Annotated in this window: 14 protein-coding genes and 1 other RNA gene; 5 read left to right on the plus strand and 10 right to left on the minus strand. The window is 64.8% G+C overall.

All coding sequences use genetic code 11. The annotated features are described in order from the left end of the window. Nucleotides 1–75 precede the first annotated feature (75 nt). The gene (locus V5O40_RS06325; RefSeq protein WP_332904587.1) at nucleotides 76–381 is read right to left on the minus strand and encodes a hypothetical protein; all 306 of its coding nucleotides are present in this window, start codon (nucleotides 379–381) and stop codon (nucleotides 76–78) included. 204 nt (nucleotides 382–585) lie between these two features. Next, nucleotides 586–981, minus strand: a complete 396-nt coding sequence (locus V5O40_RS06330; protein WP_126711252.1) for a transcriptional regulator — start codon at nucleotides 979–981, stop codon at nucleotides 586–588. Nucleotides 982–1,125: 144 nt separating this feature from the next. Between V5O40_RS06330 and V5O40_RS06335 the strand changes: the two genes are divergently transcribed. Further along, nucleotides 1,126–2,994, plus strand: a complete 1,869-nt coding sequence (locus tag V5O40_RS06335) for an ATP-dependent nuclease (RefSeq protein WP_332904588.1) — start codon at nucleotides 1,126–1,128, stop codon at nucleotides 2,992–2,994. Nucleotides 2,995–2,996: 2 nt separating this feature from the next. Next, entirely contained in the window at nucleotides 2,997–3,437 is a 441-nt protein-coding gene (locus tag V5O40_RS06340; protein ID WP_332904589.1) for a hypothetical protein, read from the plus strand. Here the strand turns inward: V5O40_RS06340 and V5O40_RS06345 are convergent. The 3 genes from V5O40_RS06345 to V5O40_RS06355 form a co-directional block, all read right to left on the minus strand. Further along, the gene (locus V5O40_RS06345; RefSeq protein ID WP_332904590.1) at nucleotides 3,421–4,197 is read right to left on the minus strand and encodes a glycosyltransferase; all 777 of its coding nucleotides are present in this window, start codon (nucleotides 4,195–4,197) and stop codon (nucleotides 3,421–3,423) included. The two genes, V5O40_RS06340 and V5O40_RS06345, sit on opposite strands and share 17 nt — an antisense overlap. Then, nucleotides 4,185–4,997 carry a GntR family transcriptional regulator gene (locus V5O40_RS06350; RefSeq protein WP_332904591.1) on the minus strand — a complete coding sequence of 271 codons (813 nt, stop codon included), beginning with the start codon at nucleotides 4,995–4,997 and terminating at the stop codon, nucleotides 4,185–4,187. Before V5O40_RS06350 ends, V5O40_RS06345 begins: the two co-directional genes overlap by 13 nt. Before the next feature lie 136 nt (nucleotides 4,998–5,133). Further along, nucleotides 5,134–5,478 (minus strand): hypothetical protein, encoded by a 345-nt coding sequence (locus V5O40_RS06355; protein WP_332904592.1) that lies wholly within the window; start codon nucleotides 5,476–5,478, stop codon nucleotides 5,134–5,136. A 540-nt stretch (nucleotides 5,479–6,018) separates the two neighbouring features. Between V5O40_RS06355 and V5O40_RS27905 the strand changes: the two genes are divergently transcribed. Beyond that, nucleotides 6,019–6,771 carry a GntR family transcriptional regulator gene (locus V5O40_RS27905; protein ID WP_408631833.1) on the plus strand — a complete coding sequence of 251 codons (753 nt, stop codon included), beginning with the start codon at nucleotides 6,019–6,021 and terminating at the stop codon, nucleotides 6,769–6,771. Nucleotides 6,772–6,899: 128 nt separating this feature from the next. Here the strand turns inward: V5O40_RS27905 and V5O40_RS06360 are convergent, their stop codons facing one another. Continuing rightward, nucleotides 6,900–10,691, minus strand: coding sequence for an NACHT domain-containing protein (locus V5O40_RS06360; protein WP_332904593.1), 3,792 nt, complete (start codon nucleotides 10,689–10,691; stop codon nucleotides 6,900–6,902). 728 nt (nucleotides 10,692–11,419) lie between these two features. After that, an RNA gene (gene rnpB, locus V5O40_RS06365) (RNase P RNA component class A) lies at nucleotides 11,420–11,831 on the minus strand. A 199-nt stretch (nucleotides 11,832–12,030) separates the two neighbouring features. On the opposite strand from rnpB, the gene V5O40_RS06370 reads away from it, so the two are divergent. Then, the gene (locus V5O40_RS06370; protein WP_332904637.1) at nucleotides 12,031–12,537 is read left to right on the plus strand and encodes a DinB family protein; all 507 of its coding nucleotides are present in this window, start codon (nucleotides 12,031–12,033) and stop codon (nucleotides 12,535–12,537) included. Nucleotides 12,538–12,584: 47 nt separating this feature from the next. Continuing rightward, complete coding sequence (locus V5O40_RS06375) at nucleotides 12,585–13,346, plus strand: sulfite exporter TauE/SafE family protein (RefSeq protein WP_332904594.1); 762 nt, start codon at nucleotides 12,585–12,587, stop codon at nucleotides 13,344–13,346. Nucleotides 13,347–13,467: 121 nt separating this feature from the next. Here the strand turns inward: V5O40_RS06375 and V5O40_RS06380 are convergent, their stop codons facing one another. Genes V5O40_RS06380 through V5O40_RS06390 form a run of 3 tightly spaced genes read right to left on the minus strand, consistent with a single transcriptional unit; the run spans nucleotide 13,468 to nucleotide 16,309 of the window. Then, entirely contained in the window at nucleotides 13,468–14,676 is a 1,209-nt protein-coding gene (locus V5O40_RS06380) for a bifunctional RNase H/acid phosphatase (protein WP_332904595.1), read from the minus strand. Between the two features lie 3 nt (nucleotides 14,677–14,679). Next, complete coding sequence (locus tag V5O40_RS06385; protein ID WP_332904596.1) at nucleotides 14,680–15,417, minus strand: zinc ribbon domain-containing protein; 738 nt, start codon at nucleotides 15,415–15,417, stop codon at nucleotides 14,680–14,682. Beyond that, nucleotides 15,407–16,309, minus strand: coding sequence for a Nif3-like dinuclear metal center hexameric protein (locus V5O40_RS06390; protein ID WP_332904597.1), 903 nt, complete (start codon nucleotides 16,307–16,309; stop codon nucleotides 15,407–15,409). The genes V5O40_RS06385 and V5O40_RS06390 overlap by 11 nt, the downstream gene beginning before the upstream one ends. Nucleotides 16,310–16,483: the final 174 nt, after the last annotated feature.

Consider the following 16,483-nt stretch of genomic DNA (forward strand, 5'->3'; position numbering starts at 1 on the left):
GTGACGCTCGGACGTGTCCTACATTCGCTCTCTGCACCCTCGTGTTCGGCTGTATCGCGAGTATGTTGATCTCGCCTACGCAGGGCCCATCTGCGCGGCGGCTTGCCTGTGGTCCCAGCCCAGCACCGGACCCGCACACCAGGTCCACCACGATGTTTCGTGCTTCCACCGCCACAACGCCGACACCAGACCGGCCAGGACCAGCGGCACGATCAGCCCGGCCCGGCCGAACTCGGCGTAGAGCCACACGCCGGCCACCACCAGGCCCACGATCACCGGATGCCGCACACACCAGACGACAGCCCGGAACAGCCACCGCAGCAGCATCCCGAGCGCGATCAGCCACAGCGGCAGCTCAAGCCGCCGAGGACGGATCACCATCAAGTCACCGGCCGTGGTCATCACGACCTCACCACGCGGCCGGCGAATCATCGAACACCCCGCACGACCACTACCAGCACCCGCCTCACGACGGGCATACCCTTGGACACGTCACGACCTCTCTCGACAGAGCAGGGGAAGAGACACCAGGGGGCGGGGCTGCCGTCCGCCAAGACCAGACAGCCTCGCCCCCACCAAATGCGGCTACGCCGCCGCCTTCTTGCCGCCGACCACCGGAGCGCGCAGCCCGGTCGCCCGCAGCGAATACGCCATCCGACCGTTGTTCGCCACGTACGGCGTCACCGTCATCCCGTCGAACTCCACCGCCTCGAACGGCGCACCCGACGGCGGCACCGGCTGATAGTCAGCCGAGATCTTCACCGTCGTCTCCCGGGACCGCTTGCCCAGTTCAGGGTCAAGGTCCATCACCCGGACCTGCCACACCCGCTGGCCGGTCACCTTGTCCTTCGCCGGGGACCGCCGACCCGTCTTCTCGTCGTAGTCCTCGACCTCACCCAGCGACTCGGGCACCAACGCGCACCCCGCCGGGAACACGTCCTCAAACCGCACGGCGAACCTCGTACCGCCACGCAGAGCCATAGCCCACCCTCCAACTTGTTGACTTGTCTGCCAAGCTGCGATCCAAGGTAGACGGCACTTGGCAGACAAGTCAACAACTTACCCCCGCCGCGACACATGGATCGACTTCCACGCACCTGCGGCAGCGGATGGGAGGATCCACCGATGGACAGCGCTACGGCAGCATGGTCGGAACTGGTTCAGCCCGAATACCAAAATGGCAACCATGAAGCCTTCTCCATAAGGCTTGACTCCATGACGCTTAAAAGCGGAGACCGCGTTGCTTTCACAAGCTCAGGAGTGACAGCATTTGTCGGCGGGAACAATGTTGGAAAAAGCACAATCCTCAGCGAGGCCAACCAGCTTCTTAAAAGGAATTACCCACCGGGTCGCACCGAGATATTTCGGATCGTGGATCGCCTTGAAACCATAAAGAGCGGGAGTGATAGCGATCTCTTCGCCTGGCTGCGCGAACAAGGCTACTTTCATGCTCCAACAAATCGGGCCAGACAAGGTTTCGCGTATCCATACGGCGAAGAAGTACGGAGTCCAGATGAACTTCGCGGGGAATTTCAGAGGGCAAAAAACAGTGACCACCTTGGGCTAATAGGAGGCTACGTTGTACATTACTCACAAGCCCTCGACCGGCTGCATAACATCAATGAAACAAGCCGTAGACGCAGTCTACTCGAAGCACCCACAAGTCCAGTCCACCGGCTCGAAGATAGCCCCGAACTTATGCATGAATACGGCGCCATAGCCAAACTCATCTTCAACCAAGAGCTGACCCTTGACCATCTCGACCCGACCGTGAAAATCAGGGTTGGCAGGCCAGACGTACCAGCCCCACCCGTGGATTCGGTGACCATGGATTATCGCCGTGCGATGGCGGAGTTGCCACTGCTCAGCGAACAGGGTGACGGGATGCGAAGCCTACTCGGCCTCATGCTACCAATAGTAGCGGGCTCGCATCCAATCGTATTCATCGACGAGCCTGAGGCTTTCCTTCATCCACCTCAAGCCCATGAATTGGGAAGACTACTTGCAAGAATCTCCCATAACAAGGGGGTGCAAGTAGTGCTCGCTACCCATGACCGGAGCCTTGTGTCAGGGCTACTGGCTGACAGTACTGTCCCCGTATCGATTGTAAGGCTAGATCGAGAGAGGAACTCCACCAGATCGTTCCAGCTAGAGTCTGATGAGGTTGGCGAGTTGACCAAGGACTCCATCCTCCGTTACAGCAACGCCCTCGAAGGTCTTTTTCACCAACTTGTCGTAATCGCCGAGGGAAACGACGACTGCCGGTTCTATGAGTCAGCTCTCGAAGCACTTTCGGCCGACCCGGACTACAATTCGTATCCGCCGAGCGAAGTTCTGTTCGTCCCATCCAGCGGAAAACAGGCTATGGCAAAGATCGCCACCTCAATTAGAGCAGCCGGCGTCAGGGTAGTAGCAACCCCAGACCTCGATGTATTAGACAACGAACACACGCTCAAAAAACTAGTAGAAGCCATGGGAGGGGAATGGCCAACCTTCGAAAAAACATATCGTAAGGCTACGCACACCTTCCGACAAGAACGCTCCCCCGCCAATTGTGCAGATATACTTGGAGCAGTCGAAGGCGTGTTGAAACCGCTAGGGCGAGAGCCTTACACGTCTGAGCGCCGCAGAGAAGTCCAAGTGCAAATGAGACTCAGCGAGAGCCCGTGGAAGGCCCTTAAAGAGTACGGCATGCGAGCGTTTCGCGGCGAGAGCCGCAAGGAAGCCGAAGCGCTTCTGCATAAGCTAGACCAGATTGGGATTCGGATCGTCAGGGAGGGCGACCTTGAAGGATTTGCCCCGGCAGTAGGAGTATCGAAAGGGCCGACTTGGCTCGCAGCGGCTCTTGACGCACGGGCACACCACTCTACGGAGGCGAGGGAACACCTACGCCGAGTTGTCTCGGGACTGAGCTTCCCCTCAGGACGGACCACTGCTACCGACTCGGCGATTACTCGTTCCAACCATTCGGGTATAGCTTCGGAAGGTAACTAGGCATGGATATTAGCCTTCCCCCAGAAGATAGGCATCGTCGACCTCCGGGCATAAGCGATCTAACGGTTGAGGCTCTAGGAGAACTGAATAAGGCCCTGGAGACGATCCACCGCGTACGCGGTCACCTTTACTCCGCCCACCAACTCGTCGGCGGCGCGGACCTCACCCTTGACCGTGTGGTCGAACTGTTGCGGGAGGCGGGACACGACGAGGTGGCCGAACGGGTCGAGCGCGAGTTGCTTGGCCGCAACGTGCTACCGGGCCGTTGGACCTTCCAGATCATGGAGGAGTTCGATGACGGCTACTACGCGGCGTTTCAGAAGGTCGAACGGTACGCCCGGGAGACGCTGGCCGACGGACGGCGGCACATCTATGAGGCGGAAATGAAGGAGCGTCGGCGTACCCACGGGATGCCGGGGCATGAGGCTACGCCGCATGAGTGACCGGCAGTCCGTTCGGGAGCATCGTGGCCAGGGCTTCGGCTCTGGCCTCGATGATTTTCATGCGGCCTTCGTACTCGACGGGTTCGCGGTGGGCGGCTTGGCTGGTCACCTGGCCGGGCCACTTGCGGTAGAGCAGGCCGTGCTCTCGGGTGAAGTAGCCCTCGCTGACCGCGCTCGCGGCGAGGAGGAGGCCGGTGTCTTCGGAGGCGGGTAGGGCCATCCAGCCGCCGAGGGCCAGGAGCAGATTGGGGCGGATGCAGAGTGTGGCGGGATGGACCTGGGCGCGGTAGCCGTTGGCTTTCCAGAAGGTCAGGACGGCACCGCGGCTAATGGGTCCGCCGTCAGGGTCCATGTCCCAACCGACGGTTGACCCGTCGGGCATCAGGTCCAGGACGCGAGAAGTCGTCCAGCCGATGTGCGGGTGAGTCTCGAAGGCCGCGATGTCCCGCGCGAGCGCTCCGACCATGAGTTGGTCGTCGGCGTCGAGCACCTTCACCAGGTCGCCAGCGACGCGGGAGAGGGCAAGCGTACGGGCGACACCGGGGCCGCCGGGACGACCGCCGCCAATGCTGATGCGGGGGTCGTCCGGCAGCACCTGGGCCAGTGTTCCGGTCTGCCCGTCCTCCTGGACGAGCCACTGCCAGTCCCACCCGTCGGGCATGGCCTGCTTGACCAACGAGTCGTACGCACCCGCCAGGTACTCGACGCTGGGCGCGTGGACCGGGGTGATGACCGAGACGACCTGCGTCACGTTTTCCACCGTTGCAGTTTGTGGGAGTAGACCAGTTCCGTCCGGTCCCCCGGCATCACCACGTCGGCCACCTCGACGACCCGGCCGGTGATGTCGATGGAGGTCTTGCGCACGGTCAGCACCGAGACGCCGGGGTCGATGTCGAGCAGTTCGGCTTCATCCGGCGACGGCGGACGCGCCCGGACCTCTTCGTCGATGCGGTCCAGCTCGACGCCGACCGTGTAGAGCTGATGCTGGGAGCCGCCGGGCCAGGGCTCCTTGCTGGCATCGAGCAGATCCGGGTTCGCGGCCACCAGGTCATAGGGCAGATACGAGTACGACATGGTCAGCGGCGCATTCTCGTGCCGGGACGAGGTCCAGTAGACCCGGCGCAGCAGCGCCGTACCCGGCTCCACGTGCAGGGCCGCCGCCATGTCCGCGTCAGCTTCCACACGGGTGTACTCGGCGTGGAACTTGAGATCATCGACGGTCAGGCCGGTGTCATGCTCGGTCGCGCCGGTCTTGAGCCGCTCGTCCTGGTCGAGTAGGACTCGGTCCTTTTCCCACTGGTACCGCTCCGCGTTACGACGCCGTACCCGTTGGCGGGGTGCCCGTACGTAGGTGCCGCGCCCCTGCTCCGCGCGAACCAAGCCCCACTCACGGAGCTGGCGGATGGCGTTGCGGACACTCGTCCGCGATAGGCCCGACGTGTCGGCCAACTCCGTCTCGGACGGCATCAGCGTGCCGGGGGCCAGTTCCCCGCTCGTGATCTTGACCCGCAACTCTTCCGCGAGTTGCAGGTAACGAGGGCGCCAATCCCGGCCATGCACACCGGTCACCGTACCCCCTAGACGTTCCAACGACTGCCAGGTGGTCCCACCCGCCGGCCGCTCCGGCACCGGATCCATCGCCACCACCGGCCGCCGCGGTCGATGGGCGGGCACCGGAGTACGCCGGGAGCTGCGGTCAGTGGCGGTCATAGTGTCCCTCCAACGGTTGCCCCTTGGTCATCACCCGCCAGCGGGCGTAGGTCAGTTCGTAGATCAGCCGATCGAGCTGCACCCGCGACAACAGCACCGACTCCGTCGCACCGGAGCGGGTCGCGTCGACCTTTACGACCGGATCGCGGCGTCGGAAGCGGTCCAGGAGCAGTTGCACGCTCACCCAACCGCCGCCCTCACTGCCGATCGTGGCCAACAGGCGGCGATGCATCGGATCATTCGGCCCGCAGCCCCGGCACCAGTCAGGACACGACGCCTCGTCGGCAGTGTTGGCCGCCTGGGTGTTGGTCGGGTCGTCACGTTCGCCCATGCTCGCCCTTCCCTGGGCTAGCGGCTTGCGTCAGGAGCGAGCGGAGATGCTCGACCAGCTGCCCGGCTTGTGGGAGAGTAAGTTCGGCCCAGCCGGAGCCGGCCCGGCAGGAGGCGTGCACCACGACCGTCGGCGGTTCGTCGTCAGAGCCGATCAGGTACGACACGACCAGCCCGGACGACCGGACCTCACCCACCCGCAGCAGCACACCCCGATGGCGTCGCGCCATATGCGCCAGCACAGGCGGCACCAGATGCCCGCACCGATCCGGCGCGCACCACGCAGGATGGCTCGCCACGGCGGGACGCCTGCTCGTCTGACTCATCGCGACCACCGCCCACCGTTGCCCCGAACCATCTGCCCACGGGTCAGCAGCGGCGCATGGCGCAGCGCCGGTAACTCACAAGTCCGCTCCAACGCCCAGCGCAACGGAACGGCGTTACGGGCAGGGAAGGGGCCGCCGGATCGGCTCCGGGCCGCGGATCGGGACTGGTCCGGCTGTCGGCGGGATCGCCAGAACGAGAACCAGGGACGTCGACGATGAGAGCCAGGCATCGCACCTCCAGGTATAGGAGAGCCGGCGGCCGACCAGGGGGAATCAGCCGGCCACCGGCCCGACAGAGGGCACGGCGCACCGTCCGACACCGGACGGGTCGGGTATCACCGAGCCACTTGTACGCGCGACTACCGCAACCGGCCCACCAGGACGCCGCGCCTCCCGCACGCCCAGGCCGACGCAGCACCACCCCTGATACACACCGTCAACCCAGCCGCACACTCGGGAACGTACCTACAAGTGGACGTGTTGTCTACACATCAAAACGACGCTCCCGGTTGGCACTTGGTAAGACAAGTGCCAGGTACGGTGACCAGGTGCCCACCCCGCACTACGGACTACCGCGCTACCGCGCCATTGCCGACGAGTTGCGACGCCGCATCGAGACCGGTGCCATACCGCCGGGCACTCTTCTGCCCACCGAGAGCGCGCTCACTGCCGAGTTCAAGGCTAGCCGTGGCACGGTCCGGCAGGCTATAGGCATATTGCGGCAGGAAGGTTCTGTCATCACAGAACATGGGCGGGGAACTTACGCGAACGCTAACTGCCGGGAGCAGAACGCTGGGCATGGCTCACCCGCGCAAGTTGCTCGGCGTGAGGTAGCGGCAGACGCGAGGCTGGCGGCTCTGTTCGGGATTGACATCGGGACGAAGCTCATCGAGACCGAGACTGTAAAAAGACGCGGAGAAGTGGTCGAGGCTGTCACCAGAGTTTATGCGCCGCACACTAGCCTATAGACGCCGCCAAGAAGGAATCTCGTATGCACCGCGCATACGAGATTCCACGAATCCCCTTTTAGATGCGTCACGTTACATCTAACGAAAGAGGAATACGACAACCACCCCCACTTATAGCATGAAGGGAGTTAGGATCGCCCAATTGCTCCAAACCACGAGTCTTGGTCCGCCACCTCCATTAGCGGCCTCTCCTTAGGCTGATTACGTAGCGAAAAGAGCGCACCCATGACAAGGTCGTCCGGGTAATTCCAAGGATCGGAGAGCACCGTCATAACAGACTCTCGAGCTTTCAGAATCGACATAGAAACATCTCGAACATTCACGTAACCCCGTCGCTGGAAGCACAATCGCGCAACCTCCAGGATTTCCTTGTTCGTAAGTCGCGACCGACTAAATTCGCTAAGTGCAACCTCCATCAATGCCGCCGTAGCCCACGGATGTTTCGCCTTTCCTCTAAGGCGCGACATCACCTTCCCCTTCGGCAACTCGGGCGGCATCCGATCAGCTATTAGAGCTAGGCACTGCGTCGGCAGGCGCTCAAGGTGACTTCCGAGCTGATCTAACGTAATGGGCCTGCGCGCTCTTGCCGAATAGCGTCTAGCACGACGGCTCGCTTGATGAACGAAGTGTAGATCCACATCGTCGATTTGTTTGGCAAATCGGCCAATCTCGGAAAGCAGACTCGCAATTGTGCCTGGACCGGCCCAAGACAGGAGAGAGATCAACCACAGAACAGCGTCGCTTTTCGATCGAGCCTCGGCCGCTTGAGAAGCCCACCAGTGCGTCTGGCTAGCACGATACCGCGCATTCCGAACTCGCATAGGCATCGGAGCTCCTTCGAAAAGTTCCTTGACCCCTGCTCCTCGTTCCGTACGTGACGATATGCCGGCAGCAATGACCGACAGTTCGGTTGAAACGTTTGTCACTCCTGAAATTGACTCAAGCGCCCGGACCAAATCGATCCATGGACCGAGGTCAGATCTCATCTCCTCTGCCCATAAGCGGACCGCGAGGCTATTGAATTCTGCAACCTTCTTCAGCATGGGGTCTGTTAGGTCAGAGTCAGCGTCGTTAAGTTCCTCTACCTGAACATCGTAGTAGTAGGAAGGGAAATTCGTAGGCTTCATAGCCCATCTGAAAGGTGATGTCAGCACGGCGAAGTCGGACCCGAGTGTTCGCTTCAAAATTCGCGGAATACCAACGGGCTGTTTTAGGATCCTGAGGATACCTTCGTTCCTATCTTCGGGCCTCAGCCTGTTCAACGGCATGGCGGAGGAAACGGCGAGAGCAAGCCGGTTTGCACGCTGCCGGTCGTCTACGTTCTCGCCAGGAGGCAGCAGGTCATCGCTTTGAAGAAGCGGTGTTAGGCCTAAACGAGAGCCAATCTGAAGCCATATAGATCGTCTCTCACCCTTGCGACGCGTCAACTCCGAACGCCACCTCGACTCGATTTCATAAGTGGAGGCGTTTCTAGCCAACAGTCGGCATAGCCCTTCGGTCACGTCCGTCAATCGATCGCCACGACGAAGCCTGTCCCAAAGCAGAGCAACCAGACGTTCACTACCAGAATCCTCGGTTAGCCGAAAAGATTCATCAAGCCGGACCTGCGACGGCCCTGGCTCAATAATTGCGGACCATCGCAATCCAAAGTCATCGAAAACCGAATCAACCACTTCACCGGTTGCTCTTACAGACTGGGTAAAGACCCAATCCTGAAGTAGTGCTAGCGCCAAATTGCGGGGATACATGCTGTATCTAAAGGATGCGTCCCCTATAAGAGCCGAAACCCGTTCAGAAAGATCGAGTAACTCTCCCTTACTAAAGCTACCTGCGAAGAATCGAGTGACGTTTTGCCAGTACGCACGCCTGGCCAAGGCATCAAAGCGGTCCGGCTTAGTTCCGGAGGATTCTCGACCCGTAGGTGAATACGATGCCGTCTCGTAGAGAAAACGAGCGGCAAAGTACTCCCGTAGTGGCTGGACCTCGAACTCATACGTGCCTTCCACCCGGGAGACAAGTGCCACCACCCGCTCGACCGTTCCAATTACCAGCTCATCTATGAGCTGCGCCGGCCGTCCCTCCCGCGCCAGATAGTCTGCCAAAACGCGCGTCAGTTCCGAAACTCGAATCCGGCCGTTGGTTCCACTCCTTTCGGCCATTCCGTGAAGGTAGTAACCCAGATAGCAATGGAGATCAATCAACAGGGTTCGGTTTTGGCGAACGATTTCACTCTTCTCTGACTCCCTGTTCATGAATGTCTCGATATACGTAAAATATAGCTCTGTCCGCTTGTCCGGAAGGCTAGCTCCCCGCAGGTAAATTAGGCTAAGAAGGATAGATAGTTGCATCGTATTCTTAGCCAAGTCCGCCATGTGGGCCGAACTCATCTTCGCCGTCAAAATCGTCTTGACTTCATTCTTATCCTTAGCACGCAGGTTCCGAGCCTTAGCCCACTTGTCTGTGTAGGCTAATGCCAGTTGACTATCAATGGGGGCGAGTGTCAGGGTGGCGAATCGATCCTTGGGGAAGTTTGGGGAGTTTGTAATGGCAGTTGGCCGGGTGGTTACTAGGACGCTCAGCCGTCGCGCAATTCCAGTCAGCCTGTGGATTCCCTCCATCGCCAAGTCCACGACGTTTCGGCGAGTGTCCAGGTCTGCCACTTCGTCTAAGCCATCCAAGAGCAACAGCAGCGGAGTGGCTTGTGCGATCGAATGAAGGTCATCGACGTTGAACGTTAGACCTCCGGAGTACCTCTCAACTTGACCCGCAATAGCAGCCTCTAGCGAAAGGGGCATATTATGAAGAGTATTTGGCTCCTTCGCCCACGGATTCTTTCCTGATAGCCACTCGGCGAAGTCTCGGAGCTCGATTCGGAAGGGCAGTGCGAGAGGTGCCATGCGTAGGGAGTCTGGCACCCCCGTAAGGTCATCGCGCCCCAGGTATCTCGCACGATGAATCTGCGCCAAGTACTGCGTAAGGGTTGACTTACCCTGGCCAGGCGCGCCCTCCAGAACGATGTAGGGAAGTTCACTCGCAAAGGCACGATCCGAAAGAAGTTGGGCGGCGGGAGCTCCTTGCGTTGGAGCATACCCACCGTTACCGACCCGGATGAACAGGACTCCATCCTGATAGGCAAAGTGTGGCCCTTTATTGTCATCCGAATCGTGTAGTTCTGCATCAGACGAGTCCGTCGAGCCGGAGACTAAGATCCGTCGGACCGCTTCGCCATAGACTCTGAGGATCGAAGCGCGATTCTTAAACTTCGTACTAGCAAGCTGCGCCGGAACGTCGATATATAGGTCGAATAGATCGCTCGGCGGCAGGTCGGCTTGCTTGAAGCGTACCGTAGCATCATGCTCGTACTGGTAAGAGAGGTATGCTCTCAGCGCTGCTGTGCGGCGCTCACTGTTGCCTGATGATGAAGCCTGCTGCCATAGCAGCCTAGGAATATCGGCACCAGTCAGGATGCCCGGATATGCAAGCTTCAAGTCAAAATCGCCCTCGAGTCGCCTATCTAGGTCCTCGCGCCATAAGCACCAACCCGGCATGGGTAAGGTCTCATCTAGAAACTTCTGGACTCGATCAATTCTGCCGGAATCCAGATGAGAGGTGCCGCTGACATTCGTCACGAGGCAGTATTGGGTAGCCCCGCGCCGTGCGAGTACTTGGATCTTGTGGAGCTCCCCGCGCACTGCCTTTTCGATCCAAGCTACGGGATCATCTAGCGAGTGAGGGGCTCGCGCGTACTTCACCTGGAAGATGAGGAGATCCTTTTGATGGGGATCGAGGACGAAAGCGTCACGGCCGCCGTCCGGCATCCCAACAGGTAGACACTGCATTGTGGGGTATACCTTGACCAGGACAGCCTGACAAAGCATTTGAAAGTGCTCGTCCAAGAGGTTTTCATACTGCTGAGTCAAGGCAAGCTCCGCGACGAGAGTCGGGCACGGTCAATGGATGGTAGCCCTAGGACAGCAGTAGGTCACTTTGCCGTGACAGGGAGTGTCTCGGCGTTCTCGACATCATGGACTGAACAGGATTTTCCACCCACGCGGTCGCTTCGACACCGGCAACAGCTAGTACGGGGTAGTCCGTAGACCTGCACAGAAAGAAGCGGCACTGCCGAATAGCTCTCGTATTGATCAAGGCACCGCGCTCCGCGCGGTGCGGGGCGGCAAGCCCGGCCGGCGGCAAGCCGCCCCGGCCGCCTTCGGCGCCGGGGCGGTGAGCCACCGACAGCCGCCGGGACACCGCCCCCCAGCACGCCAGGAGTCCGGCCCAGCGAGGCCGTGACGGAAGCCGGCGAGTCGGCCTGGTCGCGTGGTTAGGGCTTCCGGCTGCCGCGCCAGTCCAACCCCGGGACTGGCTTGCCACCGTGTCACCGGGTCGCGGCACCAGATCCACCGCCAAGACGTGCCCGGCCCGCTCCTCCGCCCTCGCCCGCCGTCAACGAGGGACCAAGCCGCCACCGAGCCCACCAAGCCGCCGCCGCAGGCGAGATCAACTGGTGCACTCCTGGGCCGTCCCTGGGCCGTCTGGGCCGTCGGCGGGCCGTCAAACGCCAACCAAAGTTGACCAAGAGCGACCATCGACACCAGAACATAACGCCAGCTCAGAGCCTTGATCGGGGCTCTGAGCTGGTGGGCGACGGACGAGTCGACCTGTACGCCGGATTCTGTGCGCGACGCGCACCCTGGGGTGCGGGTCGGCGGCGGCCATCCATCTCGGCCTGCCGTTGCCGGCAGGCTCGTGCGGCCTACCCGCAGACATCGGGCGGGCCGCCCTCAAGCGTCTGCGCGGGCGTCATCCTGCGATGACGGCCCATTCTTGGCCTTGCTCCGGGTGGGGTTTACCGAGCCACCCCGGTCACCCGGGGTGCTGGTGGGCTCTTACCCCACCGTTTCACCCTTACCGTCCCCGTTGGGGCCGGCGGTCTGTTTTCTGTGGCACTGTCCCGCGGGTCGCCCCGGGTTGCCGTTAGCAACCACCCTGCCCTGTGGAGTCCGGACGTTCCTCGGCGGCGGGCCGGAACCCGCCGACGCGACCGCCCGGTCGACTCGTCCGTCGCGTACCCATCCTAACGATCCCCGGTCCGCGCCTATTGCCGCACCGGGCCTCAGGGGGATCCGTGGCAGTGGAGGTGGTTTCTTGGCCGGCGTGTCGTGCGCCTGCGCTGCCACGGATCACGCACACCGGGCGGGGCCGCGGCGGCGGGGTGGGGTAGGTGGGGACCGGCGTACGCATAATGGGGCGGTGACGATGCCGCCGTTTCCCGAGCCAACGGTGCCGGCCGGTGGGCGGGCCGAGGTGTTCCTGCGCTACCTCGATTATTTCCGGGACAGCGTGGTGGAGAAGGTGGCCGGGCTGGCCGAGGAGGAACGGCGGGGTAGCCGGCTGCCGTCCGGCTGGACCCCGTTGGAGTTGGTCAAGCATCTGCGCCATGTGGAACTCCGCTGGATCGAGTGGGGGTTTCAGGGCCGCGACGTCGCGGACCCGTGGGGCGACCAGCGGGACGATCGGTGGTACGTGGCGCCGGAGGAGAGTTTCGCGGAGCTGACGGCCGCATTGCGGGCTCAGGGCGCGCACACCCGGGCGGTGGTCGAGGGCACCGATCTGGCCGCGCGCGGCGCACCGGGGCCGCGGTGGGAGGGCGCGGAGCCGGCGTCGCTGGAGCGGGTGATGTTCCACCTCGTGCAGGAGTACGCCCGTCATCTCGGGCACCTCGACATCGTGGCCGAGCTGGCCGGTGGCCCGGTCGGCGAGTAGCCGGGGAGAGCGACCGGCGCGCGTTCCGGACCGCTAGCCTGCGGATCATGGAACTCGCCGAAGCCGCCCTGCTGGTCGCCGCCGGTCTCGCCGCGGGCACGGTCAACGCGGTGGCCGGCGGTGGTTCGCTGATCACGTTTCCGGCGTTGCTCGCGATCGGGCTGCCGCCGATCTCAGCGAACGTCACGAACTCCCTGTCGGTCTCCCCCGGGTACCTCGCCGCCGTGGCGGGCAGTCGGGTGGATCTGCCTCGGTCGCGGCTGCTTGCCGCGTTGCTGCCCACCACCGTGGCCGGTGCGTTGGCCGGTGCCGGGCTGTTGCTGGTCACCCCCGCGCGGGCGTTCGAGGTGGTCGTACCCTTCCTGGTGCTGGGGGCGACCGCGCTGCTGGCGTTCCAGGATCCGCTGCGCCGGCTGGTCGGCCACCCGCGTGACCTGGCGCCGCGCCGCCGGGCGGTGACCGTTCAGGTGGTGGTGGCGGTGGCGGCGGTGTACGGCGGCTACTTCGGTGCCGCCGTCGGGGTGATGCTTGTCGCCGGGCTGGCCCTGGTGCTGGACGCGACGCTGGCCCGGGTGAGCGCGATCAAGAACCTGCTCTCCGCCGTGATCGGCCTGACCACCGTGGTCGTCTTCGCCGTCGCCGGCCCGGTGAACTGGGCCGGCGTCGCGGTGGTCGCTCCGGCCGCGCTCGTCGGCGGTTACGCGGGCGCTCGCCTGGTCCGCCGGCTCCCCTCGGTGATCCTGAAGACCGTCATCGTCGTCTTCGGCACCGTGATCGGCACCTATCTCCTCTGGCGCGCTCTCGCCTGAACCCGCGATCTTGCACTTTCTGACCCCGCGAATCGGGCGTAAGTAACTTCTCGGCGACCAGAAGTGCAAGATCGGCGAGGTGAGGCGGGGCTAGGCGGGGCACGGCGCAGGAGGGGGCGGGTCAGAGGGAAGTGAGGTGGGCGGTTTCGTTGACGGAGCGGACGGCGACGCCGCCGTCGGGCCAGCGGTCCAGCACCGACACGCCGGCCGCGTCGAGGTAGAGGCGGTGCAGGAAGGAGTCGGTGGCGGCGAGCGCGTCGCGCAGCATCAGCTTGATCGGCGAGACGTGCGAGACCACCACGACGGTCTGCCCCGGGTACGCGTCGAGCAGCCGCCGCACCACCCGGGCGCACCGTTCGGCGACCGCGGCGAACGACTCGCCGTCCGGCGGGGCCACCCGGGTGGAGGCGAGCCAGGCGTCGAGTTCGCCGGCCCAGCCCTCGCGTACCTCGGCGAAGGTGCGCCCCTCCCAGGCGCCGAAGTCGCATTCGATGAGTTCGTCGTCGCGGCGTACCGGCAGGTCGCCGACGGCGGCGGCGATAGCCTCGGCGGTCGCCACGCAGCGGGACAGCGGTGAACTGACCACTGCCACGGTGTCCGGCGCGAGCGCGGCCAGCCGCGCGGCGGTGGCCCGCACCTGCGCCCGGCCCCTGCTGCTGAGGGGAATGTCGCCACGCCCGGAGTAGCGGCCCTGCTCGGTGTACTCGGTCTCGCCGTGCCGCACCAGGATGAGCCGGGTGGCGGTGAAGCTGGGCCGGGGCTCCCAGGACACCGGTGCGCTGGTCAGGTCGGCGCCCGGTGCCTCGGCCCGGGCGGCGACCTCGGCGGCACCGCCACCGGCGGGCTCCGGGCCGCCGAGGCGGCGCGGCGGCTCGACCAGGCGGGGTGGCTCGACGGTCGGTGTGGCGACGCCGGAGGCGGCCGCGGCGTCCATCGCGGCGTTGGCGAGGGCGTCGGCGTGGGTGTTGCGGTCCCGGGGAATCCAGCTGAACCGTACGGCGGTGAAGCCGCCGACCAGTTGGGCGGCCTCGGCGGCCAGCGGGCGCAGGCCCGGGTGCTTGATCTGCCAGCGGCCGCACATCTGCTCGACCACCAGCTTGGAGTCCATCCGGACCTCGACCTCGTCGGCACCGAGCTCGGCGGCGGCGGCCAGGCCGGCGATCAGTCCCCGGTACTCGGCGACGTTGTTGGTGGCGGTGCCGATCGCCTCGCTCCGCTCGGCCAGCACCTCGCCGGTGGCGGCGTCGCGCAGCACCGCGCCGTATCCGGCCGGTCCGGGGTTCCCCCGGGATCCACCGTCGGCCTCGACGAGCACCGTCCGGGTGACCACCGGCTACAGCCCCGACTCGTTGGTGCGGACCATGATCCGGCGGCAGTCCTCGCAGCGGACCACGTCGTCGGGTTCGGCCTTGCGGATGCGGGCCAGGTCGGCGCCGGAAAGCTCAAGCCGGCATCCGCCGCAGCGCCCGGCGGTCAGCAGCGCCGCACCGAGTCCGGTGTCGGTGCGGATCCGGTCGTAGAGCTGCACCAGGTCGGCGGGGAGGTCGTTGGCGAGGGGCTGCCGGGCGGAGCGCTTGAACTCCTCCTCGCGACCGATCTCGGCGAGGCTGTCGTCGCGCCGCTGCTCGGTGGCGGCCCGCCGGTCCCGTACCTCGGCCAGCCGCTGCTCCACACCGTCGAGCACCGACTGGGCGGTCTCCCGCTGCTCCATCAGCTCCAGCTCGGCGTCCTCCAGATCGCTCTGCCGGCGGTTGAGGGAGGCCAGCTCGTGCTGGAGCGCCTCCAGTTCACGGGCCGGGCCGGTGCCGGCGGCCAGCCGGTTCTCGTCCTTGGTCTTGCGCGCCCGGACCTGGTCGACGTCCTTCTCCAGCCGGGCGATGTCGCGGTCCAGGTCGTCGACCGCCACCTGGGCGCGGACCCGCTCGTCCTCCAGGGCGGACAACTCCCGGGCGAGGGCCTCCAGCTCGGCCCGCTCGGGCAGGGACCGACGCCGGTGGGCGAGCTGGGCGAGGGCGGTGTCGATCGCCTGGAGATCGAGCAGGCGGCGCTGGACCTGGGGGTCAGCCTTCACGGTCGGGCTCCTTGTCGTCCGCTGCGGGTTCGTCCGGCGTGCGTTCGTCGGGGTGCGGTGCGGCGGCGTGCACGGTCCACGGGTCGGTGTCCAGGTCGGACACCAGGGTCTCGACGCCGGGCGCGGTCCGCAGCAGCGCCGCGAGGTCGTCCAGCCACGGCCGTTCGGTGGCCCAGTGGGTGGCGTCGAGCAACGCCGGCCCCCCGGTGGCGAGGTGTTCGCCGGCCGGGTGGTGGCGCAGATCCGAGGTGAGGTAGGCGTCCACCCCGGCCGCGGTGGCGTCGGCCAGGAAGCTGTCCCCGGCGCCACCGCAGACCGCCAGGGTACGCACCGTGCGGTCCGGGTCGCCCGCGGCACGCACTCCGGCGGCGGTGGCCGGCAGCACGGCGGCGGCCCGGCGGGCCAGTGCGGCCAGGGTCAGCGGCCGCGGCAGCCGGCCGATCCGGCCGGCACCCCGCCCCTCCCCCTCGGCGGGCGTGCCCGGGCGGGCGGGTCGCAGCGGGCGCGGGTCGAGCAGGCCGAGGCGGGCGGCGAGGGCGTCGGACACACCCGGAGCGGCCACGTCGGCGTTGGTGTGCGCGACGTACAGCGCGACATCGGCCTTGATCAGCTGGTGGACGATGCGGCCCTTGTAGGTGGTCGGTGCCACCGACGACACCCCGCGCAGCAGCAGCGGATGGTGCGCGATGATCATGTCGACGCCCGCGTCGAGCGCCTCCGCGACCGTCTCGGGGACCACGTCCACGACGCAGAGGATCCGGCGTACCGGGGCGGACGGTTCACCGAGCACCAGGCCGACCCGGTCCCACTCCTCGGCCCAGGCCGGCGGGTAGTGCCGCGCCACCTCGGCCACCACGTCGGCGACGGTCGGCACGGCTGCGGTTGTGCTCACGGCCGGTGAGCTTACCGGCGTCGGCACTCCTACCGGACGTCACCCGGCCACACCCACGCCTCGGTCCGGGCCTCGTCGACACCGCTGACCCGGCCACGGGCGAACGCCCGGGCCGGGTCGTGGATGCTCCGCCGGCCGGTCCCGGTTGTCGCGCGGGGCCAGCTCCGGACCGGA

Origin of the sequence: Micromonospora palythoicola, assembly GCF_036689795.1 — a bacterium.
Classification (GTDB): Bacteria; Actinomycetota; Actinomycetes; order Mycobacteriales; family Micromonosporaceae; genus Micromonospora; species Micromonospora palythoicola.